The organism is Gammaproteobacteria bacterium, assembly GCA_013214945.1.
In the GTDB taxonomy this organism is placed as follows: Bacteria; Pseudomonadota; Gammaproteobacteria; order Enterobacterales; family Psychrobiaceae; genus Psychrobium.
In genome coordinates, this window is sequence record JABSRT010000006.1 from 192675 (window position 1) to 218226 (window position 25552).

General features: G+C 40.9%; 20 protein-coding genes. 5 read left to right on the plus strand and 15 right to left on the minus strand.

Going from position 1 to position 25552, the window contains the following annotated elements:
• Positions 1 to 10: 10 nt before the first annotated feature.
• The 11 genes from HRU23_06290 to HRU23_06340 all read right to left on the minus strand — a co-directional run bounded on the left by HRU23_06290 (position 11) and on the right by HRU23_06340 (position 13225).
• Positions 11 to 3268: a type I restriction endonuclease subunit R gene (locus HRU23_06290; GenBank protein ID NRA53737.1), complete on the minus strand. Its 3258-nt coding sequence runs from the start codon at positions 3266 to 3268 to the stop codon at positions 11 to 13.
• A 3-nt stretch (positions 3269 to 3271) separates the two neighbouring features.
• Entirely contained in the window at positions 3272 to 4543 is a 1272-nt protein-coding gene (locus HRU23_06295) for a restriction endonuclease subunit S (GenBank protein ID NRA53738.1), read from the minus strand.
• Positions 4527 to 6119 carry an SAM-dependent DNA methyltransferase gene (locus tag HRU23_06300; GenBank protein NRA53739.1) on the minus strand — a complete coding sequence of 531 codons (1593 nt, stop codon included), beginning with the start codon at positions 6117 to 6119 and terminating at the stop codon, positions 4527 to 4529. Before HRU23_06300 ends, HRU23_06295 begins: the two co-directional genes overlap by 17 nt.
• Before the next feature lie 200 nt (positions 6120 to 6319).
• The gene (locus HRU23_06305) at positions 6320 to 6901 is read right to left on the minus strand and encodes a recombinase family protein (GenBank protein NRA53740.1); all 582 of its coding nucleotides are present in this window, start codon (positions 6899 to 6901) and stop codon (positions 6320 to 6322) included.
• 163 nt (positions 6902 to 7064) lie between these two features.
• Positions 7065 to 8165: a site-specific integrase gene (locus HRU23_06310; GenBank protein NRA53741.1), complete on the minus strand. Its 1101-nt coding sequence runs from the start codon at positions 8163 to 8165 to the stop codon at positions 7065 to 7067.
• A complete protein-coding gene (locus tag HRU23_06315) occupies positions 8152 to 8643 on the minus strand; it encodes a helix-turn-helix domain-containing protein (protein ID NRA53742.1) in 492 nt (163 codons plus the stop codon). The genes HRU23_06310 and HRU23_06315 overlap by 14 nt, the downstream gene beginning before the upstream one ends.
• Complete coding sequence (locus HRU23_06320) at positions 8636 to 8836, minus strand: AlpA family transcriptional regulator (GenBank protein NRA53743.1); 201 nt, start codon at positions 8834 to 8836, stop codon at positions 8636 to 8638. The genes HRU23_06315 and HRU23_06320 overlap by 8 nt, the downstream gene beginning before the upstream one ends.
• 123 nt (positions 8837 to 8959) lie before the next feature.
• Entirely contained in the window at positions 8960 to 9805 is an 846-nt protein-coding gene (locus HRU23_06325) for a hypothetical protein (protein ID NRA53744.1), read from the minus strand.
• Between the two features lie 18 nt (positions 9806 to 9823).
• Complete coding sequence (locus HRU23_06330; GenBank protein ID NRA53745.1) at positions 9824 to 11026, minus strand: tyrosine-type recombinase/integrase; 1203 nt, start codon at positions 11024 to 11026, stop codon at positions 9824 to 9826.
• A 216-nt stretch (positions 11027 to 11242) separates the two neighbouring features.
• Positions 11243 to 12889 (minus strand): chaperonin GroEL, encoded by a 1647-nt coding sequence (groL, locus tag HRU23_06335; GenBank protein ID NRA53746.1) that lies wholly within the window; start codon positions 12887 to 12889, stop codon positions 11243 to 11245.
• Between the two features lie 42 nt (positions 12890 to 12931).
• Positions 12932 to 13225: a co-chaperone GroES gene (locus HRU23_06340; protein NRA53747.1), complete on the minus strand. Its 294-nt coding sequence runs from the start codon at positions 13223 to 13225 to the stop codon at positions 12932 to 12934.
• A 261-nt stretch (positions 13226 to 13486) separates the two neighbouring features.
• Between HRU23_06340 and HRU23_06345 the strand changes: the two genes are divergently transcribed.
• Entirely contained in the window at positions 13487 to 14767 is a 1281-nt protein-coding gene (locus tag HRU23_06345; GenBank protein NRA53748.1) for an MATE family efflux transporter, read from the plus strand.
• 10 nt (positions 14768 to 14777) lie between these two features.
• On the opposite strand, the gene HRU23_06350 is transcribed toward HRU23_06345, so the two are convergent.
• The 3 genes from HRU23_06350 to HRU23_06360 form a co-directional block, all read right to left on the minus strand.
• A complete protein-coding gene (locus HRU23_06350; protein ID NRA53749.1) occupies positions 14778 to 15404 on the minus strand; it encodes a DnaJ domain-containing protein in 627 nt (208 codons plus the stop codon).
• A 25-nt stretch (positions 15405 to 15429) separates the two neighbouring features.
• Positions 15430 to 18507 (minus strand): transporter substrate-binding domain-containing protein, encoded by a 3078-nt coding sequence (locus HRU23_06355; protein ID NRA53750.1) that lies wholly within the window; start codon positions 18505 to 18507, stop codon positions 15430 to 15432.
• 181 nt (positions 18508 to 18688) lie between these two features.
• Positions 18689 to 19264: an FxsA family protein gene (locus HRU23_06360; GenBank protein NRA53751.1), complete on the minus strand. Its 576-nt coding sequence runs from the start codon at positions 19262 to 19264 to the stop codon at positions 18689 to 18691.
• 182 nt (positions 19265 to 19446) lie between these two features.
• Between HRU23_06360 and HRU23_06365 the strand changes: the two genes are divergently transcribed.
• From HRU23_06365 to fre, 4 genes are all read left to right on the plus strand, one after another.
• The gene (locus HRU23_06365) at positions 19447 to 19764 is read left to right on the plus strand and encodes a divalent-cation tolerance protein CutA (protein ID NRA53752.1); all 318 of its coding nucleotides are present in this window, start codon (positions 19447 to 19449) and stop codon (positions 19762 to 19764) included.
• Positions 19764 to 21602 (plus strand): protein-disulfide reductase DsbD, encoded by a 1839-nt coding sequence (locus HRU23_06370; GenBank protein ID NRA53753.1) that lies wholly within the window; start codon positions 19764 to 19766, stop codon positions 21600 to 21602. The genes HRU23_06365 and HRU23_06370 overlap by 1 nt, the downstream gene beginning before the upstream one ends.
• Before the next feature lie 99 nt (positions 21603 to 21701).
• Positions 21702 to 23186, plus strand: a complete 1485-nt coding sequence (gene ubiD, locus HRU23_06375) for a 4-hydroxy-3-polyprenylbenzoate decarboxylase (GenBank protein ID NRA53754.1) — start codon at positions 21702 to 21704, stop codon at positions 23184 to 23186.
• Positions 23187 to 23298: 112 nt separating this feature from the next.
• Complete coding sequence (gene fre / locus HRU23_06380) at positions 23299 to 24000, plus strand: NAD(P)H-flavin reductase (protein ID NRA53755.1); 702 nt, start codon at positions 23299 to 23301, stop codon at positions 23998 to 24000.
• 223 nt (positions 24001 to 24223) lie between these two features.
• On the opposite strand, the gene HRU23_06385 is transcribed toward fre, so the two are convergent.
• On the minus strand, positions 24224 to 25537 hold the full coding sequence (locus HRU23_06385; protein ID NRA53756.1) for an MATE family efflux transporter: 1314 nt from the start codon (positions 25535 to 25537) through the stop codon (positions 24224 to 24226).
• Positions 25538 to 25552 lie beyond the last annotated feature (15 nt).

Below are 25552 nucleotides of genomic sequence, written 5' to 3' on the forward strand. Positions count from 1 at the left end.
CCGTAATTTCTTATGCTGCTCTATGACTTTTAAAATTCTCAGCCTGTTCAAATATCTCTTTATACACTTCATCACGATCAATCGGTGGATAACCCCACTCATCTAGCAAAATGATTAAACTAAATTGCAAATCAGCCTTAATATCTTCACGTTTATTCCAATCTGGATATTGGGCTTTATCGTCAATCACCGCTTTTACTTCTTTCGCTAGATCCAGCAATTTATCTTCTGGGTAAGTAAAATCATACTTATGAGCTAATGATATTAAAATGTCGTAAAATGCTTTTTCTTCGAAATCTATGCCCATCTCACTAAACGAAGACATTTCTTCTCGCAGATCGTTATATAGGTTGATAATCTCATCTGAAAAATCGGTAATCACTTCAGATCTAAGTACGTCTTTTTCTTCACGCTCATTATATTTTTCAACCAGCATATTCATCTTTTTAGAGAAATCTACGCCCTTAACTTTATTGGTCTTTTTAAACTCTCCAATGGCTTTGGCAAGCATCTGCTGAAGTAACTGAAGCTTAGTATTAGGCTGTTTAATCACTTCTAATTTAGCGAGATAATCAGCATCGAAAATATTAATTTCGCCGCCACTATCTTCACCAAGTTTAAATATTTCCTCAACACCATCACTCAATAATGCATTTTTAACTAAATCACGTACTTTACGGTTCATTTGATCAACATCAGGCGCACCACCCGTTGTAATTTTAAAAACAATGGTACGAACCGCTAAATAATAATGAATTTTATCTTTATGATCTTGAGTTAACTCGTTGCTACCCACACAAATATCATAAGCAGATTTAAGCCGCTTAGTTAAGTCCATAAAGGTTTTTTCAAACTTCTTGGTTCTTAGCGTAAAATCCGCAGAAGCGTTTAAGCATTGTAGTTGCTCTAATGGGGAGCCGTTATAATAGGGTTTTGAATCAAATTGATGAAATAAACCATCGAGTAAACTAAGGTGATCTTTCACCACAATCACTGATTGTTTAATATCTTCAATATCTTGCTTTTGGCCGCCCGTATATTGAGAAAGGGCTAAGTTCATCTGTTTCTTAATGCCGATATAATCGACCACTAAACCATTTTCTTTTCCTTCAAACTTACGGTTTACCCTAGAGATAGTTTGAATCAAATTATGTTTTTGCAATGGTTTATCAATATAAATAGTATCTAGAAACGGCACATCAAAACCTGTTAACCACATATCTACTACAATGGCTATTTTAAAGTTAGATTTACCATTTTTAAACTGACGATCTAACTCTTTACGGTACTCTTTATTACCAAGTTTATCCCACATCGCTTTATCATCGTCTTTGTTACGAGTCATAATCATTTTAACTCGCTCCATCGGCTTAACTTTTTTCTTATCACTTTCTGATAAAGTTGAACCTTCTTCACATATTTTCACCTCATCCCATTGAGGACGAAGCACAATAATATCTTGGTAGAATTGATAAGCAATTTCACGGCTGCTACAAACAAACATAGCTTTACCCTTTTGAGTAGAGCCTTCTTCTACACGATTATCATAATGTTCAACAAAGTCTCTAGCTATAGCGTTTATACGGTCAGGATCGCCTAGTATGGTAGACATACTCGCCATCGTTTTTTTACTTTTATCTATTTGATATTCATTAGTGCCTGCGTCTTCACACTCTTTATAATATTTTTCAACGAGATCAAGTTGCTTACCATCAAGTAAGACTTTTGCAGCTCGACCTTCATAAATAATAGGAACGGTAATTTCATCATAAACAGATTCAGTCATTGTGTAGCTGTCTACCACTGCACCAAATACATCCAGCGTTGCGTCAATCGGTGTCCCCGTAAAACCAACATAAGTCGCATTAGGTAAAGAGTCGTGCAGATATTTAGCAAAACCATAAGTCTTTTTCACACCATCTTCAGTGACGGTAATCTTTTGCTCTAAATTAATTTGGCTACGATGCGCTTCATCAGAGATACAAATAACATTGGTACGTTCAGTCAGTAGTGCTAATTCTTCGGTAAACTTATGAATAGTAGTAAGGAATACACCGCCACTTTTACGGCCTTTTAGGTGTTCACGCAGCTCACTTCGACTCTCAACACTAATAATATTTTGGTCGCCTACATAAGCTTTGGCGTTAGTAAATGTGCCAGCGAGTTGGTCATCTAAATCGGTACGGTCAGTGATTAAAATGATGGTAGGGCTACCCAACTCAATATCTTTCATTAACAAACGAGATAAAAACAACATTGTGTAGCTCTTACCACAGCCTGTTGCACCAAAATAAGTACCGCCTTTACCGTCACGTAAGCCATTCTCGTTAATCAAGTTGCCTTGCTTATCAATAAGCTTCATATGCTGTTTTATATTAGTAAAGAGCTTAGTTGCAGCGTAATACTGCGGATAACGACAAACAATTTTCTCCTGTTTGCTGGAGGTGTCAGGTACATAAATAAAATGGCGAATTACATCGACCAAACGCTGCTTATTAAATAAACCGCTGATCATAGTAAACAGAGAATCAATACCGTCTTTGTCTAACTTCTCTTCACCCGTGATTTTTCGCCAAGAATAATAAAATTCATACGGGGCAAAGTAAGATCCCATCTTGTTATTAATACCATCACTGATCACACATAGAGCGTTATATTTGAATAGTTCTGGAATATCACGGTCATAACGGGTGGTTAGTTGCTTATAGGCATCATAAATAGTTGCTTCTTCACGAATGGCACTTTTAAACTCAAACACCACTAACGGCAAGCCATTAATATAAAGGATCCCATCAGGAATACGCAGCTCATAGCCCTGTATTTCCATCTGATTAACGATACGGTAGATATTATTATCACTACTAGGTAGGTCTTTTGGACTAGCCTCAGCAACACCTTGCAATTCTTTCAATACTATCGGTAATGACTGTTTAACATTGTCGTAGTCGATTAGCTGAATATATAAATCTTTCTGATTGGCATCTTCACGCTTTAACAAAAAACCATCAGCAACAAACTTCATAATGGCTTTGTTAGTATCGTAAAGATCTGATGCTGGGAGATATTCCAGCTTATGAATGACCGATTCAACTTCAGAGTCAGTGATTGAATCAGCTTGATAACGCTTTGCTATAAACTCACGAAGATCGGACTTAATCAGCACATCTTCAGGTAGCCGTTCAATCGCCTCACCACGAGTATGTGGATAGCCTTCTTTCCCTAGCAGTTCAATAATGGCTTGTTCAAGTCTTTCTTCTGTGAATTTCATGGTCTAAATCCTAGATAATCTTAAAAAAAGAATATTCCTTAGTTCTTCTAACGCTACATTTCTATTTTCGATATTTTCTTTCTGTTTAAAAATCGGAGCTACCAATCTGGAAAATGTATTCATCGTATTTAAATCAGGTTTTAATATCTTAACTTTCCTTAGCTCTGATTGTTTAATACCTAATACAGTAGTTCCTGATGCTCGACCTTCCATATCTCTCACACATAATGGATTTAACATCCAATAGTACAAGTAGTAACCTGAAATCATTGACTTAATGGTTCTAAACGCATAAAGCCTTTGGCTTAAAAGAAAATCTGTTTTTTGACCAACATATAAAAGCTCTCCCATCGGGGCCTCTGATGTCATAATGAGATCATCTGTTTGCAAAGGTACTTTCATCCATTTTTCATAGAGTTCATCATTTACAAATCTAATTGTATTTCTTTGGACTATTTTACCTTTTTTAATATTTTTAGCTGATATTGCAGGAAAACCAGATGAACTCCATTGCCCACCTAATTTCAGAGGAGTCTTCCCTCTATGATCAATAATCAGTTCAAGAACATCATCTAAACAATGAGTTTTCCAAATCGCTGGAATATCTACTTTTAACTCTTCACAAGACTCAATATTTCCACCAGACGATTTATAAGGCTTTCCTTCTAATTCTGGTTTACCAATCGACTCTGCGTATTCTTTAGTGATAGGAAACTCGAAATCCACAAACCACTGTTTGTAAATGGCTTGTGCTGTGGCCTCTAACTTTTGAGTGAGTTGCTCATTTAGCACTATATGATCATTCACCACATTGTATTCACGCACAATTTCCCACTGCTTTTCGATGGCAGGGATTGGCAGTTCAACATCACACATTTCTTCCCAACCAAATAGCTCTCGAACCGTACCGTGTGACATATAGCGTGCATATCGGTCAAACTCAGAGCGTCTGAACCACATCATTAGGTATTCAGGATCAAGTTGGTCCGTATCAACTATTTCAAACACTGTATAAGAAGTAGAAACAAGGCACTCATCTTCATTGAGTAAAGCTACCGATATTTTCTCGCCATTGCGAGAAGTCACAGGACCATAAGCAAACTGGTGACGTTTTACGATCTTATACTTCGACATATCAGTGCCGACAGTATTTGCTATTGAAGTAATAAATCGCTTTGTGATACTTACACCGAGTAATAGCTCAACATTGAGGTCTTTGTTCTTAACAGAAATATCTCGAATGAACTGGCCTAACTTTTTATAATTTGATCTCATAGCCCAACTCTTTAAAGACGTTTAACAAGTCATTCTTTGACTGTTCTTCTTGAACTAGAAGCTCACTAAATTCAGATTTGAGAGTATTCATCTTCTCATTAAAGTCGATATTTTCATCTCGATTAATAAACTCAATGTATTTGCTTGGTACTAATGAGTAATCCTTAGCTGCAATCTCACTTTTATTCGCAGAGTAACAAAATTCTGCAATATTTTGGTATTGCTCATTAGCTCTGACTTCTTGCCAAGTATGAAGTGTTTCTGCAAAGTCTTTAATATCTTGCTCTGAGAACTGAAGGTACTTCTTCTCAAATGGTTCGCCACGTTGACGTAGATCCATAAACAGAATTTCATCTTCACGATCTCGATAGTTTCGAGTTACATCTTCGTGCGGAACGTAATGCGCTTTTTTATTCTTGTTTAAAATCCAAAGAGTTACACTAATGTCAGTGGTATAAAACATATTACGAGGCAACATAATAATTGCTTCTACAAGGTTATTTTCAATTAGCTTCTTACGGATAGCCTTTTCAGTACCATCTCCTGATAAAGCACCATTCGAAAGAATAAAACCAGCCACACCATTTTCAGATAGCTTAGATACCATATGCAATATCCAACCATAGTTAGCATTACCTGTTTGTGGTGTTTCATAGCCATCCCAACGATGATCATCAACCAACTCATCTGAGGCTCGCCAATCTTTTTGGTTAAAAGGAGGATTTGCCATAATAAAATCAGCTTTAAGCGTTTCGTGTTGGTCATTGGCAAAGGTATCTTTTGCGGCAGCACCAAGATTGGCAGAGATGCCACGAATAGCGAGGTTCATTTTCGCTAACTTGTAGGTTGCGCCCGTATATTCTTGACCATAAACAGAAATATCTTTTTTATTGCCTTGATGGTTCTCAATGAACTTCATTGATTGAACAAACATACCGCCCGACCCACAACAGGGATCGTATATTTTTCCTTTGTAGGGTTCGATAAGCTCGGCAAGTAAGTTAACGATGCTTTTTGGGGTATAGAACTCGCCTTTACCTTTACCTTCTGCAATGGCAAATTTAGAAAGAAAATATTCATAAACTCGCCCAACCACATCTTCGTGCGGATTAGCTAGAGTATCTATGTTATTAATTACATCAATCAAAGCAGAAAGTTTACTGACATCCAAACCAAGACGAGAGAAATAGTTATCTGGTAATGCGCCTTGTAAGGCTTTGTTGGTTTTTTCTATGGTACTTAGGGCTGTATCAATTTTAAGCGCTATATCTTCTTGCTTAGCGTTTTGTTGAACAAAGCTCCAACGGCTGTTTTCTGGTAAATAAAACACATTATCTTTGGTGTAAGCTGGCACCATATCAATATGCTTTTCAAGCCCAGCATCAATGAGTTTTTCTCTTTGCTTTTCAAATGTATCACTGATGAATTTCAAAAATATAAGACTTAAAACAATATGTTTATATTCTGACGATTCAACACTACCACGTAGCTTGTTTGCTGCGTCCCAGAGTATTTCTTCAAATGATTTTTCTTTCTTTTTCGTTGTTGGTATCTTTTTAGCGGGTACTTTTGCCATGTTTTTTATTACTCTAATAACTTAGGATTACTGCGGTTACGTGCAGTTCATATCAAAGATTATATATGAAATTTAATGGATTAGGTTGATAACCCTCCTATTTAAAGAGCCTTTTTAGGAAGTCTTAGGAAAGAATATTAACGATAATAAATAATCAAAATTCGAAGAAGCCAAAATTATTGCCTCCGTCACATTGCAAGCTAAACTATATAAGTCGTTTTATTCCAATGTCTTTTCACTGTAGCAATTCCCAAACCTAACGCTTCTGCGGTTTTCGCTTGCGATAAGCCCTCGGCTTTCTTTGCTTGAACTGAATGCGTTGTGGCGTGGGCTTCTGGTCTGCCTAGCTTTTTACCCTGAGCTTTAGCTCGTTCAAGTCCTTCTTTTGTTCGTTCTCTAATTCGGTTGCGCTCGAACTCAGCAAAGGCCGAAAACATTTGCAACATCAACTTACCCTCAGCACTAGAAAGATCTGCGATGGGGAGATCAAGGCAAACAACCTTAATGCCTTTCTCTGTAAGCAGCTTGATTGTGTTTTGTACGTCGATGTTATCTCGGCCTAAACGGTCTAACTTTAAGACAACCAACATATCGCCACTTTCTATCTGATGATTGATTAACATCTTAAATTTATCTCGCTTCATTGCTTCAACAGAACCTGAAATCGTTTCGCTGATAACACGAGAGTCACTCACCTCATACCCTTTCTGACGGATAGCAATAATTTGATTCTCGGTTGTTTGCTCTGTTGTAGAGACACGACAATAGGAGAAGATACGCATTGGTCACTCACTTTTATAGAAGGTATCAAATATGGGGGTATCATATAATTTAAGTATCATAAAAGCTACCCCCTACTTTTATGATGCCAGTTTTTGATATGGAAGACTGGTATCAATATACGACTGTTTTTTGATACCAGATAATCAGGTTAATTTAATGGGTTTATTTTTTCTCCATCATTTCTTGGAACATCATAAATTGTTTAAATTTATCTTCCATATCTGAAGAAATACTATCAGCTGGCTCGGCTAATTTACGCAATAGTTCGGCTTGTTTGTAATCTGGCACATCACCATAACTATAAAAGCTGGTTAACACGCTTTCATGTCCTAAGTTTTGGCTCCATGCTTTAAACTCTTCAGGCGATCGACAAAGGTTTTCACCTAGTCTTACCAAAGTATGACGAAAGCTGTGAGGATTAAAATAAGGCAAACCAGCAGCTTCAAAGGCTTGTTTAAAGACCTTGCGGATTGGGTTTGCATTACTCCAATGATCTTTAAGTAAACCAACAACTTCAAATTGCTGGTTTTTGTTGTGTCCCAACTTGGTTTTTGGAAACAACGGTTCATTTTGCTTATATCCAAGCTCTTTAATCAAATACTCAATCCATTCAGTCAAAATCTTTAATGGCAACTCATCCACAGGAAAAAAGTAAGTAGTGAAGGTTTTACTAAACTTTGTATTTACTTCCCTTGCATCCTGATAAAAACTTTGTTCGGCAATATCTATGTGTTTAATCTTCGCTGAAGCAACAGCACTGTCTCTTGCGCCTGTTAGGATTACAAAGGCAACTAAAGCTCTATCACGCATTTCAATCGTTGTTGAGTAAGGCATAACTTCCAAGGTTTGCATGATCTGCTCAATTGTCGCCACATTCCTTTTACGCTTGGCATTGGCAATGCGAGTATCTTTTTCAGACAAATTGAAATATTCAATATCGCTGTAGTTGATTTTTGCTCGATAGCCTTTTTGTGTGACGAGATATTGGAAGAACATTTTTAAGTGGCGAGTTGCAGTAAGCACCGTTGCCTTACTCAACTTTTCCCCAGTCACAATCGATTTTTGAGCAAGAAGATGCTTCTTAAACCCAATAGCACGCTTTGCCTTAAACTTATTGAAATCAAGGTAGCCCGTATATTCTTCAAAGCGATTAATTGACTTCATTGCTCCATCAATTGTTGAATGATCTTGGCGTTTTGCATCTCTCAAATACTTGATGTATTCATGCAGAATTCGAACGTTATTTACACTACTTTTTTTCATCATCAAATACCGTATTTAAAGGATAATTTAAGAGAGCTTTTCCTCTCAGGTTTAAGTGTTTCTCTGCTATCGGTAATTTCCCTCCGAGTTCAAGCCAAATTTGATTTACGTCACGCCAAGAAACATACTTATTTGCTTTGCATCCACACTCGCCACAACGCCCCGTCATTTGCGCCATGCCAGCAGGCTTTGCTATAAACTGAAGCGATTCGATGCTTGGTTTTTTAGGGTGTTTGCATTTGAAACAATACATTTCATTTACTTCACATCGATGCATGTAAGTTTTGCGTTTCTGTTTTAAATAAATTTTTAAGTCAACCCCACAAATTAAGAGCGGACGTTTTTCATCTACAACAGGTAAACCAACACGAATCCAATTACGCACAGTTTTGGGGTGAACGCCCAATGCTTCACTAACCTCAATTACGGTATAGCTGCGATGGATTTTGATACGATTAGGGTTATTACGACTACCCATGGCTAGCCGCCTTAGATGCTGAAATGCACTCATCAAGCCACTGCTCAATATCAGCGTCCAGCCAACCAATTGCGCGGCTACCTAATGAAATACTTTGGGGGAATTCGTCATTGCTCATACGTAAATAAATACTGCTACGTGATAAACCTGTTTTACTTTTTACTTCTGGTAAGCGAATGAATTTTTTAGACATCTTAAGCTCTCTTGGTCGTTTATTGAATGTGACCAAGAGAATGCGGGAAGAGGGGGCGTAAAAAACGCAATTGCGGAAAGCAAATACTCAATTGCGTTTTTCAATATCTAAAAATAATGTGGATTAACCTAGAGTCTCAGAGATTTGACGAAAAATTTTACGAACGGTATTTTCTGATATTGTCATATCAGATTTCTCTACTATCAATTTAACAGTAGCAGGGTTACCTGCACCTTTCTCTGAATAGTTTATATTTTGCTCTTTTAGAAGTGCGCCTATGAGAGTAAGTAACGTAGTGCGTTCTTTATCATGAAGTGGTTTTTCTTCTTGCGGTGTATCTTCTAAGGACTGGATGAAGCGAGTGACTTCAAGGCTTTTAATAATCAATACACAACCGAGATCAGAAAATTTGGCACAAGGTGCGTATTCGATGCCGAATCTACCAGTTCTAAGTAGAGGATGGTTAATCCTAAGATGATTTTCTAAAGCCCTCATAGGTGCTTCCGCAATAGCACGTTGCCTCTCTTCTGACTCGTTGAATTTAGGATCACATATCGTCTTACGATCGAATCCTTTGTAAAGTCTGCAGATAACACCGTCTCGTTGTAGTAAAATTCCATGTTCATATTTACTTTGCTGTGTAAGCCTTAATCCAGAGCTACCCTGTACAAAATGTTCTTCAATTAAATGAGCTTCCAAACCACGCATTGATAAATCCCAAATGCCTTCTATATTCTGAACATCACTCCTCTTTGTATCAAAATCTTGCGGTAGCTGATTATCAATATCACACAGTTTCCCTGTTATGCCATAGGCATTGTTAACAAAATATACAGAAAGTTTTAAATACCCATCGAGTGCCGACCGATACAAATCATCAATAGTGATAGTTTCATCAATCTTTTTGGAAATGTGTTTAGCGGCATCTTCAAGTGTGAACCACTCTTTTAGTTTATCTAGTTTGCTCATTATTTTTTTATACCCTTCTTAACCCATATTAGATAGATCATCTAAATAATTCGCCCACTCTTGCATTAACTTTGTTCTTTCAGCTAAATAAATTGAACGGTTATAAGCTCTTGAGGTTGCGGTTCCTGTCAAATGTGAAAGCTGTACTTCAATCACGTCATGATCCCAGCCTTTTTCATGTAAAATAGTCGATGCGGTACTTCTAAAGCCGTGGGCAGACATCACATCAGCGGGGTAGCCTAAACTGCGTAAACGATTCGTTAATACATTTTTACTCATCGGTTTACTGCTGTCTCTTTGATTTGGAAATACCAATGTAGAATAACCAGTAACGGCTTTAACTTCCTTTAGATGCTTAGCGACTTGTTTTGACATTGGCACTAAGTGTTCTCGTTCTCGCTTCATTTTTTCGGCTGGTATTCTAATCAAAAGATCATCAAAGTCGATGTATTCCCATTTTAAATTTCTTATTTCCGTTGGTCTTAAAAAGACTCTAGGGATTAACTTAAGTGCTTCTGCGGTACAATAATTACCTGACTGTGTTGCATCGATGTCTTTAATTAATTGGGCTAGCTCATTAGGCTTAACAATTGCCGCCCTATGCTTTACTTTTGGTAAGGGTTTTAATATGTCACCTAACGGTAATCCTTGGGCTGGGTTGCCTCGCGTTAATCTATGCGCCAGTGCATAACCAAACACCCGATTTATGACGGCTAATATATTAGGAGCCTTTTTAGGCGTACCCGCAGCCTCAATGGCTAACATTAATTCCGTAATATGCCCTGCATCAATATCTTCAATGTGGAGATTACTTATACATTTAGAGTCCACCAGCAACCAGCGTTTAATTCTAGCGGCATGATCATCAGACCAAGAGTCTTTTTGTTGTTCCCACCACTTTAGGGCAATTGTTTCAAACAGCTTATCTTTAGAAGTTGTTTTAGTGCGTTTTCTTTCTCTTCGTACATCCATCGGATTAATACCGTTAATTAGCGACGCCCTAGCTTCCTCTGCCAATTTACGTGCTTCACTTAGGGATACGGAGGGGTACTTTCCTAAAGCCATTTCTTGATACTTACCTGCATGTCTAAACCTAAGCCGCCAAAGCTTAGAGCCGCCGCTTTTAATTAGTAAGAACAAGTTGTTACCGTCAGATCTCTTGATCTGTGACTTATCATCAGGGCAGGATAAATTCTTAACTTCTAGCACTGTTAATGGCATTAAAATCTCCTAAGAGGGGTACAAAATGAGGGGTACGACTATTTAAAGCGCCAAATTTAAGATGGCTAATAACACTGGTACCCCTCATTAACACCTAGTAATTCTGGGAAGTAGTGGGATATTATGGAATGAATTAGGAAGTGGAGTCAACAAAAAAGCCCGTAAACTATAAGCTTACGGGCTTTTCTAGGAAGTGCTAGTATTTGGGCAATACGTTTACATCATGCCGCCCATACCACCCATTCCGCCCATGCCGCCCATGTCAGGCATAGCACCTGAGTCTTTTTGCGGTGCGTCGGTGATCATCGCTTCAGTTGTGATCATAAGACCAGCAACTGATGCAGCGAACTGTAATGCACTACGGGTTACTTTAGTAGGATCTAAGATACCCATTGCAAGCATGTCGCCATATTCGCCATTAGCAGCGTTGAAACCGTAGCTGCCTTCGCCGTTTTTAACGTTGTTACAAACAACTGAAGCTTCATCGCCAGCGTTAGTAACGATTTGACGTAGTGGCGCTTCCATGGCACGTAGTAATACTGCGATGCCGTGGCTTTGCTCTTCGTTATCACCTTCTAGACCAGAAATCATTGCAGCAGCACGTACTAGAGCTACACCACCACCGGCAACAACGCCTTCTTCAACTGCAGCGCGAGTTGCGTGTAGCGCATCGTCAACACGGTCTTTCTTTTCTTTCATTGCTAGTTCAGTCGCTGCGCCAACTTTAATCACTGCAACACCGCCAGCTAGTTTAGCCATACGCTCTTGAAGTTTTTCTTTGTCGTAGTCAGAGCTAGACTCAAGTGCTTGTGCTTTAATTTGTGCAACACGACCATTGATTGCAACTTCATCACCAGCGCCATCGATAACTGTGGTGCTGTCTTTGGTAATGATTACACGCTTAGCAGTACCAAGATCTTCAAGAGTTGCTTTTTCTAGCTCTAGGCCGATTTCTTCAGAGATAACCGTACCGCCAGTTAGAATGGCTAGATCTTGTAACATTGCTTTACGACGGTCGCCAAAACCAGGGGCTTTAACTGCTGCTACTTTAACGATGCCGCGCATGTTGTTAACCACTAACGTTGCTAGTGCTTCACCTTCAAGGTCTTCTGCAATAATTAATAGCGGCTTGCCTGTTTTAGCAAGTGCTTCAAGCGTAGGCAGTAGCTCACGAATGTTAGAAACTTTCTTGTCTACTAATAAGATAAATGGTGAATCAAGTTCAACCGTACCAGTTTCTTGGTTGTTGATGAAGTATGGTGATAGGTAACCACGGTCAAACTGCATACCTTCAACAACGTCTAGCTCGTCTTCAAGCGACTGACCTTCTTCAACGGTAATAACACCTTCGGTGCCCACTTTTTCCATTGCTGTTGCAATGATTTGGCCAACGCTAACATCAGAGTTTGCAGAGATAGTACCAACTTGCTCAATCGCTTTGTTGTCAGTACATTCTTGCGATAAATCTTTAAGAGCAGCAACTGCAGCGATTACTGCTTTGTCGATACCGCGCTTAAGATCCATTGGGTTCATGCCCGCAGCAACTGCTTTCATGCCTTCAGTAATAATTGACTGTGCAAGTACTGTTGCAGTAGTCGTTCCGTCACCAGCTGCATCGTTGGCTTGAGAAGCAACTTCTTTAACCAGTTGTGCGCCCATGTTTTCGAATTTGTCTTCTAGCTCGATTTCTTTGGCAACAGTTACACCATCTTTAGTGATGATTGGAGCACCAAAGCTTTTATCGATAATTACATTACGACCCTTTGGCCCTAAAGTTACCTTGACGGCATCTGCTAATACATTAACGCCGGCTAACATTTTTACGCGGGCATCAGTTCCAAATCTTACGTCTTTAGCTGTCATGTTGTGTTCCTAAATTCTGTTAATTAGTGGTCAATGAAGGGATTAAGCTTCAACAATTGCCAAGATGTCTGCTTCAGACATAATTAATACTTCTTCGCCGTCAATTTTTTCTTTTTCAACGCCGTAACCATCTTTGAAAATTACTGTGTCGCCAACTTTAACATCAAGAGGACGAACGTCACCGCTTTCTAGAATACGGCCGTTACCTGTGGCTAGTACTTTACCGCGAGTAGATACTTGTGCGGCGCTGCCTGTTAATACGATACCGCCAGCAGATTTAGATTCAGACTCAGTGCGCTTAACGATAACACGATCGTGTAGAGGACGAATTTTCATGGTTAACTCCTAATAATTTTCAAAATATGGGTCAGTACAGCACGGGCTGCACTTATTGTTTATGATTATTTTTGCTTGTGAATAAGAGGTGGGGGTGTAATTTACAGAACCAAGGGCTAGCTGATAATTTTTTCAATTTATCGTGTTTTATTTATCCGGAAATCATTAAAACGCAGGTACAATAGTTCTTTTTTATTAGGCTACCGATTTCTTTTGAGATTAAATCTCCTGCAAGGTTCAACCCGCCACACCTTAACAAAAATGAGTATCCCCTCTGGTTTGGGTATTTTGACCATTTTTGGCTTTAATTTAGTCGATACTTGGTTTGTTAGTTTACTGGGTACCGATGAACTGGCCGCTATCAGTTTTACTTTTCCTGTTGGTTTAATTTTATCGAGTGTGATCATTGGTCTTGGCAGTGGTTTGTCGGCATCGCTCGCGCGAATGTTGGGCCAAGGTGCTAACAATGACGATGCTAATCTAGTGGTGAGCAGTTTAATTTTAGGGCTTGGTTTGGTGATCTTGTTAAGCGCCATTGGCATTGTCTCGATTTACCCGCTGTTTAGTTTCTTGGGCGCGCCGCCACATTTAATTCCGTTAATTGAGCAATATATTAGTGTCTGGTATGTCGCCATTATCTTCTTAGTTATTCCGATGTTGGGCAACAGCGCGCTGCGGGCAACCGGTAATACCAAATTGCCGAGCTTAGTCATGGCAATCGCTGGCTTACTCAATGCGATATTCGATCCTATTTTGATCTTTGGTTGGGGTCCTTTTCCTGCGATGGGCATGCAAGGCGCGGCAATAGCGACCTTGTTGGCGTGGTTTTTCTCGATGTTAGGCTCGTTATTTTTACTTTATCGCAGCGATCTTATTCGCCGGGTTAAACTCAGTTTTAGTCAATGTTATGGGCACTGGCAAACGGTGTTGAAAATAGGGCGGCCCGCGGCACTGTCAAACATGATCAATCCTTTGATTAATGCAATTATTATGGCGATGTTAGCCAGTGCAGATACGGCAGCGGTGGCCGCCTTTGGTGTGGGCATTCGAATTGAGTCGTTACTATTAATTAGTATTATGGCGTTGTCTTCGTCATTAACGCCTTTTATCGCGCAAAACCTTGGGGCGGGGCAGACGTTGCGCGCGCAACGGGCTTTGGTCGGTAGTGCCAAATTTTCAATCTTAACGCAATTGGTATGCTATGTAGTAGTGGCATTATTAGCACGACCGATTGCTAATTTATTTAGTCAGGACACCGCGGTAATTGAGTATATAGTGGTGTTTTTACGCATTGTGCCTTTTGCTTACGGCGCGCTCGGCATTGTGATTATGTTGGCGGTCAGCCTTAATGCCTATAATCGCCCCGGCAGCTCGTTGGCGCTTAATTTATCGCGTTTATTTTTATTGATGTTACCGTTGGCTTGGTTAGGTAATACCTTGCTTGGTGCGACGGGCATATTTGCCGCGATTGCTATTGCTAACATTATTATGGGTGGGGCGAGCTATTTATTGGCCTTGCGGATAAGTGAAACCAAGCTTTAAAACCAATAAATTAATCGCGTAGTACCTGCCATGCTTCACACATGGTTCTGAATTTTTCGGCATTGCCTTGGTGACGATCTGGATGCCAGCGCAGTGCGAGTCGTCGCCATTGCTGGCGAATATCCGTTTGGGTGGCTTGTTGAGGTAATTCAAAAACAATTAAGGCGGCTCGCCGGTCTTTGGAGTTAGCGCTGCATTTATTATCTGCACCAATATGTTCCTGATAACGGCTCCAAAATTGTTCTAACATTTGGCGGATATAGTCGCCACTGACCTGATAATTGTCCCAGTTTAGATAGTACTCACGCAAACTTTGCTCGGCTTGGATTTCTAACGCGAGATCTGTTGGTACGCAAGAGCATATTCTTATATCCATTGCCTGTACTTGCAGCCATTGCTGCGGCAGCAACAGCGCTTGCAATTGAAACAGCGCATTCATCAGCAGAAAGTTACGCTTAAACAAGTCTTGATTGGGATCTGGATCCATCGTTATAAGCAAACCGTGCTGTTTAAGCTGCGTCGCCAAATAATGAATTTTCCAACTGTGGTCTGTTTTTTTTAGTAGCCCCAGCAAGGGCCAAATTAATGGGTTGTCTTGATCTGGTTGCTTGGCATGAGTTGTTTCTGTAAGTGACACTTTACTCAATGCTCCTCTGCCATTTTTATATAGTCGCGTTAGCGGGTTGTTCAAGATATTTGATAATATTAACTTGATCCATTTGTTCTGGCTCTAAAAATAGTTCACCAAATTGCCAGTAAATACCACTGGTTAATAACAACTGGAAGATGTCCATGTCGATCTGATTTCCTAAGGCCATATTATATAACATATCAATCGCGACACTGAGCGATTTAGGTTCTTTATACGGACTTTTCGATGACGTTAAGGCGGCAAACCTGTCGGCTATAGCCATGACGCGATCGGGAATACTAAGTTGTTCTGCGGTTAAGCTTCTTGGATAACCACTGCCTCTTAAGGTTTCGTGATGGGTTGAGGCATAGCGAGGGATTTTTGCTAATTCTGGTGGCAGCGGCAGTGTTTCAAGCATTTTTATGGTACTGATAATATGCTCGTTAATCTTAAATCGCTCTTCGGTCGTCAAGGTGCCGCGAGTCACTGACAGGTTGTATAGTTCGCCATTGTTGTACAAATACTCAGGAATTTTCATTTTAATATTATGTTTTGGATCGAACTCTAAGGGTTGTTGGCGTCTGACAAGGTGTTCAGGTTTATCCATTATTAAGTGTTCGGTGACCGGGAAATCAAGCGAGCGGGGGCTAAGGTGTGTTGTTTCTGCGATAGACAAACCTAAGGTGTCGTCAAAATTTCGTTGCCAGGTTACGCTAGCCAAAGCGCGTAAGCGTACAATATCGCGATGAGGCATAAAGTCACTGCCAAGATTAACGTTGGCAATAAATTCAAAGTCATCAACTAGGGTGGCACGTTGCTGTTGCAATCGTTGTTGCAATAAAGCGTAATTTAACGGTTTTTGTGATACTTCGACTAAGTATTCTATCTCTAGGTCGCGCCATAATACCTCAAAGCGCATTCTTATTTCGTGGATCCTATTATAAACGCCTTCGAGTTTTGTGGCTTTATTAATGATGTGATCCGGGGTGGTTATCTTGCCACAGTCATGTAACGCCGCAGCAATGCTAAATTCACGTCGTTCATTTTTAGAAAAGCTAAAGTTTTCAAAGGCTGGTTGTTGTGATTTAGATGCACAATCGACTAGCATCATTGCCAATTGGGGTACGCGTTTGCAATGTTGGGCGGTCGAGCTTGATTTATCATCAATCGCCTGACTAATAATGCCGGTAAAAGCTTGTAGTAGGTCCTGTTGGTCCTGCTGGTGGTGAATTAACTTAGCATTTTGGCTATTAATGTTATTAAAGTAGTTAGTAAAGGGTTTGGCCGCAAACCAAGCTGTTGGTAATAGAAAAGTTAGGATTGCTAAGGCGATCATTGATGAAAATTTAGCTTCGCGTAAACTGTTGGCGGTGATTCTATCGAGTGGAATAACGATTGAAAATAGACTGGTATTTTGCGGATGAAGCAGGATGTTTTTTGAAAAAATAACATAGTCTATATCATTAACCGTGGTGGTTAATGGTGATGAATTTGGTTGTATAGTCGTGTGTGGATTGATGAGCTCAGGGTAGGGAATAATACCGTTAGTAATTTTATTTTTGACACTGTTGTTGGTACTTAACCATTTTTCTTGTAATGCTAGCAGCTTATTAGGTGGAATATTAGCAATAGCAAAGTCAATCAGCTGTGCTAATTCCTGATTGTGATGTTGAGATAAAAAATGCAAGGTATTGGGAAAGCTAAGCGGCAGAAACGTTAAATTATTATGGTATTTAATATCGGTAATAAAAAACTGATGCGCAATATTCTTAACGATAACTTCAACATCGAGTCCCGCATAAACAGTGCCTGAGCGCACGGCGTGTAATACCTCTTTGCGGCTTTCTAATTCGACGATGTTAACCCGCGGAAAATTTTGCTGGAGGCTATTGGTAATAGACCAACCTTTGACAATGCCCAAGCGCCGCCCTGCTAACATTTCTAAGCGAGTGACATCTGGTACCGCCGGTTTGGTAAAGATGGTAAAAGCTAAATTAGCAAAAGAGCTACTCAATATGCCATCACGTTCATTATCGTGAGTATGGTAGACAGCTTGACGCATGTCGATGTCATTATGCTTAAATTTTTCGGCTAATTTTGCGCTGCTAAAACCATTGATGTATTGAAATTGTAAGCCGGTCATTTTAGCAATAATAGAAATAATATCGACCGCATAACCTTTCGGCTGTCCGGCGATTACAAAATCAAGTGGCGCAGAATCTGTTGCATTAGTAATGCTAATTAACGGTGTGTTTGCGACGAATTTCTGCTGTGCTGAGCTTAACTCTAAAGGTTCTATATCGGCAACCGGGTCTAGCTGATATGGCATGGTGTTGGACGCAATTATTTCACCGCTGTTTTTTGATAAATAGACCTGCCCGATATCATTTATTTGTTGTTGAATTAAATAATCAGAAATCGACGTTAAGGCGATATCAATGCCAAGCACCGCCTTGCCATCAGCAAGTCGGGTTGAGTAAGTTTGGCCTGGAGTTTTTAACAGTTGAAACAAATAAGGCTCAGATTTAAGGGTTTGCTGGGCTTTAGCATTATTATACCAAGGGCGTTTGGTGGCATAAAAATTACTCTGCTGCTGGGTGACTGTTCGTCGTTTAAAATCATGATTTAAAAAATTGTAATGACGTAATCGTTGGCCGTTATGCTCTTTTATTGTGACTACAATCCAACGATCTTCAGGCAGAGCGCCATATTGATTACGGACGATAGGGGCCGAATCAAGGTTAATTAACTCGTAAAAATCACCATTGTCAAAGCCGACATAAATCGCGTAAAACACCGGGTTATTTAACATTATTTGGGCGAATAGTTCGCGAGTTTGTGGTTTTATCCAGTTGTTGGCGGTCAAGTCGCTGTGCAGCGATAAGATCTTTGAGGCATTAAGGGCTTTGGTATCTAAGGAAGCAATATAGTCACTGGTATTGTCGGCTGAAAGCTCGTACAACGAGAAAGCGGATTGGGTCGCGAGGTTTTTACTAAAATAGTACTGCAGCCCAATGGTTATCGATGCCGTGATTAGAGTTACCGCGGCGGTAAATAACAGCAAACTCGAACGAATTGATAGCTTTAATTGACTTTGTTGAGTGCTCACTACGTGTCCTTACGTCTAAGTATCAAATCGATGGGTCTTATTGATTCTCTGGCAATCTCAGGTGTTAGTCAATGATTAGTTGGTTGTTTATTATCCTTTTATTTCGCTAATAAATGGATAGTTTTGTGACAAGTGATAGTTGGGAAATGGCCGACGATGAAGATAGTCGTCGGCTAAATTGTTATTGGTTGTGCTTGTTTCGGGCTTGTTCAGTGTCTTGTTCGTTGGTTTGAGCATTGCTTTGAGCATTGCTTTGGGCATTGTTTTGAACATTGTCTTGAGCAGTACTTTGATTGATGCGGCTTTGGTCTTTACTGACAAATTCACCTTCAATGATGTCTTCTGATTGTGACTGGGTTGAGCCAAAACCTTGGCCACCAAACGGATCGTTAGCGCTTTGGCGCTTAATCATTTTAGTCAGGCAGTAATTGGCAAAGGCTTGTCGGGTTACAGGCAGTAGTAATAACAGTCCGAGTCCATCAGTGGCAAATCCAGGGGTAACTAATAATACGCCCGCAACGGCTAGCATCACGCCTTCGAGCATTTCTTGGCCGGGTTGTAAGCCTTGTTGAATCTTTTGTTGAGCCGACAGCAAGGTTTTTAATCCTTGGCTACGCACCAACGAAGCACCAACTGCGGCGGTTAAGATAACCAGAGCAATGGTCGGCACTAGGCCTAGGTAGTCACCGACCTGAATTAAAATTGATATTTCAATAATAGGAACGATAACAAAAATAAGAAATAATATAATAAACACGCTAACTTCACTCATTGATTTATTTATATAAAGAAATCAACATGTTGAAATCTTTCGGTAACTTGCAATAGCAGGGTGGGATTTAAATAAAACCAATACCCTGCTATTAATATTGGGGTAAACTAGCACAATTCAAGCGAGCTCGCCCGATATTATATGTTAGTAATCACTTTAGGATTGTTATGACCGAATTTATTCAAGTAACTTGTAATTGCCCTGATGAAGACAGTGCCAGGCAAATAGCACAAAGCTTGGTTGAACTTAAGTTGGCCGCTTGTGTCAATATCATCGCCAATGTTGAATCGATTTACAGTTGGCAGGGGCAGCTTGAGCAAGCTCGTGAAGTTCAGTTGCAAATTAAAACCAGTAAGAGTTTGTATCAAGCGCTTGAAGATAAAATATTGCAGCTTCATCCGTACGATGTCGCTGAGGTTATTGCGTTACCTATTATTAGTGGTAACAAAGCATATTTAGATTGGTTAAAAGGTAATTTACACTGATGTTTACACGTTTTTCTGGGCGCTCATTTGGCTTACTATTTGCCCACGTCGCGGTCTGTTTTTCTTTATTCATCCCGGTCACTGCTGGCAGTTTTTTTGATGATGAACCACAGTTTTTACCGGTAGAGCAGGCTTTCAAGTTTAATTTCAGTCAACAAAATGACAAAGTTTTTGTCAATTGGCAGATTGAGCCCGGATATTACCTTTATCAGCATCAGTTTAAAGTTACCAGTGATACCGCTCAAATAAAGCCTTTGGTTTTACCTGAAGGTGAAATGCATGACGACCCTTATTTTGGTAAGCAAGTTGTTTATTATCAAGCCGCGGCATTTGATTTTGCGTTAAGCCCTAGCGATAAACCTCATCAGATTACGGTTCGCTATCAAGGGTGTGCTGACGCTGGTTTATGTTATCCACCGACCACCAAGACGGTATTTTTCGATCCTAAATATGTTACTACCACCACTATTTCGAAATTACCTGTCTCGCCATCAGTTGGCTCTGAATTATCTGGACCAGCGGCGAACCAGCAGGGTGACTTAACCAGTGAGCAAGGTAAATTTGCCAGTTTGCTCAGCGGCGGCAGTTTCTATTTGGCCTTATTATTGTTTTTTGGTTTGGGTGTTGGTTTAGCCTTTACGCCTTGTGTCTTTCCGATGTATCCAATTTTATCTGGCATTATCATGGGCTCGGGTAACCAACTGTCGACCCGTCAGGCCTTTTTATTGTCGTTTACTTATGTTCAGGGCATGGCAATTACCTATTCAGCATTAGGTTTAGTCGTGGCGTCAGCCGGTTTGAAATTTCAGGCGGCCTTTCAGCACCCATTAGTATTAGGTGCGCTCGCGATTTTGTTTACCGGTTTAGCTTTGTCGATGTTTGGGGTGTTTAATCTGCAACTGCCGTCATCATGGCAAAATAAGCTCAATCAATTGTCTAACAATCAAAAAGGTGGCCGTTATGGTGGCGTTTTTGCAATGGGCATGATTTCTGGGCTGGTGGCTTCACCTTGTACCACTGCGCCGTTATCGGGCGCCTTGCTTTATGTTGCGCAAACGGGCGATTTATTTCTTGGTGGCATTACCCTGTATGTTTTAAGTTTAGGCATGGGAGTACCGTTGTTACTAATGGGTACTTCGGGTGGTAAGTTGTTGCCAAAGGCTGGTGCATGGATGGAAGTGGTTAAAGGGATCTTTGGCTTTATGCTGTTGTCCGTGGTCGTGATATTGCTCAGCAGGTTTATTAACGAGACTATCAGCATGATGATCTGGGGCTTATGGGCCGTGGCATTAGCGGGATACTTGTTACACCACAACAAGCAAACTCAGCACAGCATGATGCACAGCATTAGACATACCTTGGCGTCAGTGATATTAATTCTTGGTACGTTAACAGTGGCTCTGCCTTGGCTTGGCAATCAAACGTTGATTGGGAAAACTAGCCCTGAGCATCAGGTTGAATTTATTCAGGTTAAAGGTTACGAGCAATTGCAGCAGCAATTAGCGCTGGCTAAGGCCGACAATGTGCCAGTGATGTTAGACTTTTACGCAGACTGGTGTGTCGCTTGCAAAGACTTTGAAACTAAAACCTTCTCTGATCCTAGTGTTGAGCCATTACTGGCTAATATGCGCTTGATTCAAGCTGATGTGACCAATACTGATGCACTTGATATCGAGCTGCAAGACAAGTTAGCGGTGTTGGGGCTGCCGAGCATTATTTTATTTGACCGCCAAGGTAATGAGCTTAAAAATTTACGAGTGGTCGGCTTTCAGGAGCCAGCACAATTTAAGCTCGTTGTTGAGCAAGCCTTGAATGCGGTACCTGCCACTCAAAGTTAGCCGTTAACGGTTAGCAGTGAACACAGCACTAGATACAATAATAATAGGGTTTGATACAATCGACGGTATCAAACCCTATTTATCTGATAAAGACTAATAATGAAATATAAAGATCTGCGTGATTTTATCGAGCAACTGGAAAAACTTGGTCAGCTTAAACGCATCACCCAAGAAATTGATCCTTACCTTGAAATGACTGAAATAGGGGACCGAACGTTACGGGCGAAAGGGCCAGCGTTATTGTTTGAAAACCCTAAAGGTTCAACCATTCCTGTCTTAACCAATTTATTTGGTACCCCTGAGCGAGTCGCTTTGGCCATGGGCAAGACCGATGCGTCCGCTTTGCGTGAGGTGGGTGAGCTAATGGCAGAACTTAAAGAGCCTGAGCCGCCACGGGGCATGCGAGATGCGTGGAATAAGTTGCCGCTGTATAAGCAGGTACTCAACATGCCAACCAAGCGGTTGCGCAGTGCGCCTTGTCAGGATGTGGTGATTACTGGTGACGATGTTGATTTAACGATGTTGCCTATTCAGCATTGTTGGCCCGGCGATGTCGCGCCATTGGTGACTTGGGGTTTAACGATTACCCGAGGCCCGCATAAAGAACGCCAGAATTTAGGGATTTATCGCCAGCAATTGCTCAGTAGAAATAAATTGGTGATGCGCTGGTTATCTCATCGCGGCGGCGCGTTAGACTATCAAGAATTCCAACAAACTAACCCTGGTGAACGTTACCCAGTATCTGTTGCTTTAGGAGCGGATCCGGCAACGATAATTGGTGCAGTCACACCAGTGCCAGACACTTTGTCTGAATATGCATTCGCTGGATTATTGCGTGGTTCTCGCAGCGAAGTGGTTAAGAGTATTTCTAATGATTTAGAAGTGCCAGCCAGTGCTGAATTTGTGCTTGAGGGGTATCTTGAGCCAGGCGAGATGGCGCCAGAAGGACCTTATGGCGACCACACCGGTTATTATAACGAAGTGGAAGAGTTTCCTGTTTTTACTGTCACTCATATCACCCATCGTAAAAATCCGATTTACCATAGTACCTACACCGGTCGTCCGCCCGATGAGCCGGCGATTTTAGGTGTGGCATTAAATGAAGTATTTGTGCCAATCCTCAAAAAACAGTACCCAGAGATTGTCGATTTTTATTTACCGCCAGAAGGCTGTTCTTATCGCATGGCTATCGTGACCATCAAAAAGCAGTACCCTGGTCATGCTAAACGGGTAATGATGGGTGTGTGGTCATTCTTGCGCCAGTTTATGTATACCAAGTTTGTGATTGTTTGTGACGACGACATTAATGCCCGCAGTTGGGATGATGTAATTTGGGCTATTACCACCCGAATGGATCCCGCGCGCGATACCTTGTTGATTGAGCATACTCCAATCGATTACCTTGATTTTGCCTCGCCAGTTGCGGGACTAGGTTCTAAAATGGGGATGGACGCCACCAATAAATGGCCGGGCGAAACCGACCGAGAATGGGGCGAACCAATTGAGATGACTCAAGAAGTTAAAGACAAAGTTGATGACATTTGGGACGACTTGGCAATTTTCACTAATAACACCAGTGACTAAGGCGCTTGATGCAGGTGTTTACGTTTAGGTAGTGATATTGTTCTGAGCTGGTATTCAAGCGAGCTCATTTACGGTATCCTTGGCAAAAATCATTAACTTTCAAGGTATTTTAATGTCAGAGATTAGATGTAGCGTTGAAAAATTACACGCTTTTAATGAGTCGGTTTATCACGTGGTATTGCGTCCAGAGCAAGGCTTTACGTATAAAGCGGGACAATATTTAATGGTTAAAATGTCGGATGAGGACAAGCGTCCATTTTCGATCGCCAGCGCGCCAAGTGACGGTGAATTAATCGAGCTCCACATCGGTGCTTCTGAGCAGCATAGCTATCCGATGCAAGTCATTGAGCGGATGAAGCAAGATCAAGAAATTACGATCTTAGCGCCCTTTGGTGATGCCGATTTAAATAACGACAATCAGCGACCTATCATTTTGATTGCTGGTGGCACTGGTTTTAGCTACGTTCGTTCTATTTTGCGCGAATTGGTTGCCAACAATGATCAGCGCCCAGTGACTATCTACTGGGGCTGTAAAGACTTAGCGCATTTCTACGTCTTGGAAGAAGCACAGCAATTGACCGCTGCGCATGACAACATGACGCTAATTCCTGTGGTTGAAAATACCCCAGCTGATTGGCAAGGTGTTAGCGGGTTGGTTCACCATGCTGTTCTTAAAGACTTTAGTGATTTGAGCCAGCATGAAATTTATGCCGCTGGTCGCTTTGAAATGGTCGGTGTTATTCGTGACGCGTTCCTTGAACAAGGCATGAAAATAGAACATATGCACGGCGATGCTTTAGCTTATTTAAAGTAATACCATTTGCATCTAATAATTGCCCACTTGTGCCAATTAGAATAAGTAATAACGGCGTTGCTCTCAATCCCAATAGCCAGCTATTAGTCAATCGAGCGCCTTGTTCTAATTTATTTTACTCAGGCACAACAAGATCACGTAATTAATGCAAACGGTATAACCAATACAGACGGTTGCGCAATAAGTGCAACCATCTTATTTTCTGGTGGTCGCTTTGTTATTGCTATAACTTAGTTTGGCGATAGCTAAACATATAATGACCAGTCAGCGTTAACCCCCGCACCAGCATAAAGCCGCAAAAGGCTAACCACAAACCATCATTGTGCCAATCAGCCGCGACATACCACAGACTAAAAAACACCGCGCAAGCAACTAGCATTGAATTTCTCATAACATGCGAGAGAGTTAGGCCAACGTATACACCATCCATAATAAAAGATAACCAAGCGACACAGCTAACAGCAATTAACCAAGGTAAATATTGCACGGCTAAATCTCGCACCTCAGCAATATCGGTTAACCAGCCAATCCACGTACTGCCCCAAAGCCATAAAGCAATCGCAAAACTCAGGCCAACCACAGCACACCACCCAGCTGACTGACAAACAGTTTGGTGCAATTTATGTTGATCGCGCTGACCTTTGGCAAAACCGACCAGTGACTCAGCTGCATATGCAAAGCCATCGAGCCCATAAGAAGCAAGCATAAACAGATTGAGTAAAATAGCATTAGCAGCGACATAAACATCGCCAAACCCAGCGCCCGTGGCCGTGATAAACGCCAAACACAGTTGTAACGCGAGCGAACGGATAAAGATATCGCGATTAAGCCGAAATAAGCGCTGTAATATCGCGTAATTAAAGTGCACTAACTGGCCAATGTTTTGCGATTTAATCGCTGGATACACCACTGCTGCAACGAGTACTAGGCCGCAGTAGTCAGCGATAACTGAAGCACTGGCTGCACCTGAAACTCCCCAATCTAAGTAGACCACAAATATAATATCAAGCACGATATTGATAATATTGATGCACAGTAACTGATAGACCAGCCACTTAATTTGTCGGCTGGCGACTAAGTAGCCAAGTATCACTAAATTAGCTAATACTGCGGGTGTTGAGAAAATACGAATATCAAAATATACTTGAGCAAAGGTGGTGACTTGTTCACTGGCACCAATTAAGCCAAAAGCTAAATTGCTCAATGGTGATTGTGTTAACAACAACACCAGCGAGATAGTAAGTGCTAACCCTAGTGAGTGAAAAACATAAGACCAAGCGAGGGTGGCATTATTCTGGCCTAGGGCTTGTGATACGACACCTGTGGTTGACATGCGTAAGAAGCCGGTTAACCAAAACATAATGCTGATGACCATGCTGCCCACTGCTATGCCACCTAAGTAATAAGCATGATCAAGGTGGCCGATAACAGCGGTATCAACTAAGCCCAATAAAGGTGTGGTAATATTAGAAAAAATCATTGGCAAGGCCAGTGTCAGTAGCTTACGTTGTTGCTGTAGTTGAGTGACAATATTCATTTTATTCCTGAGGTT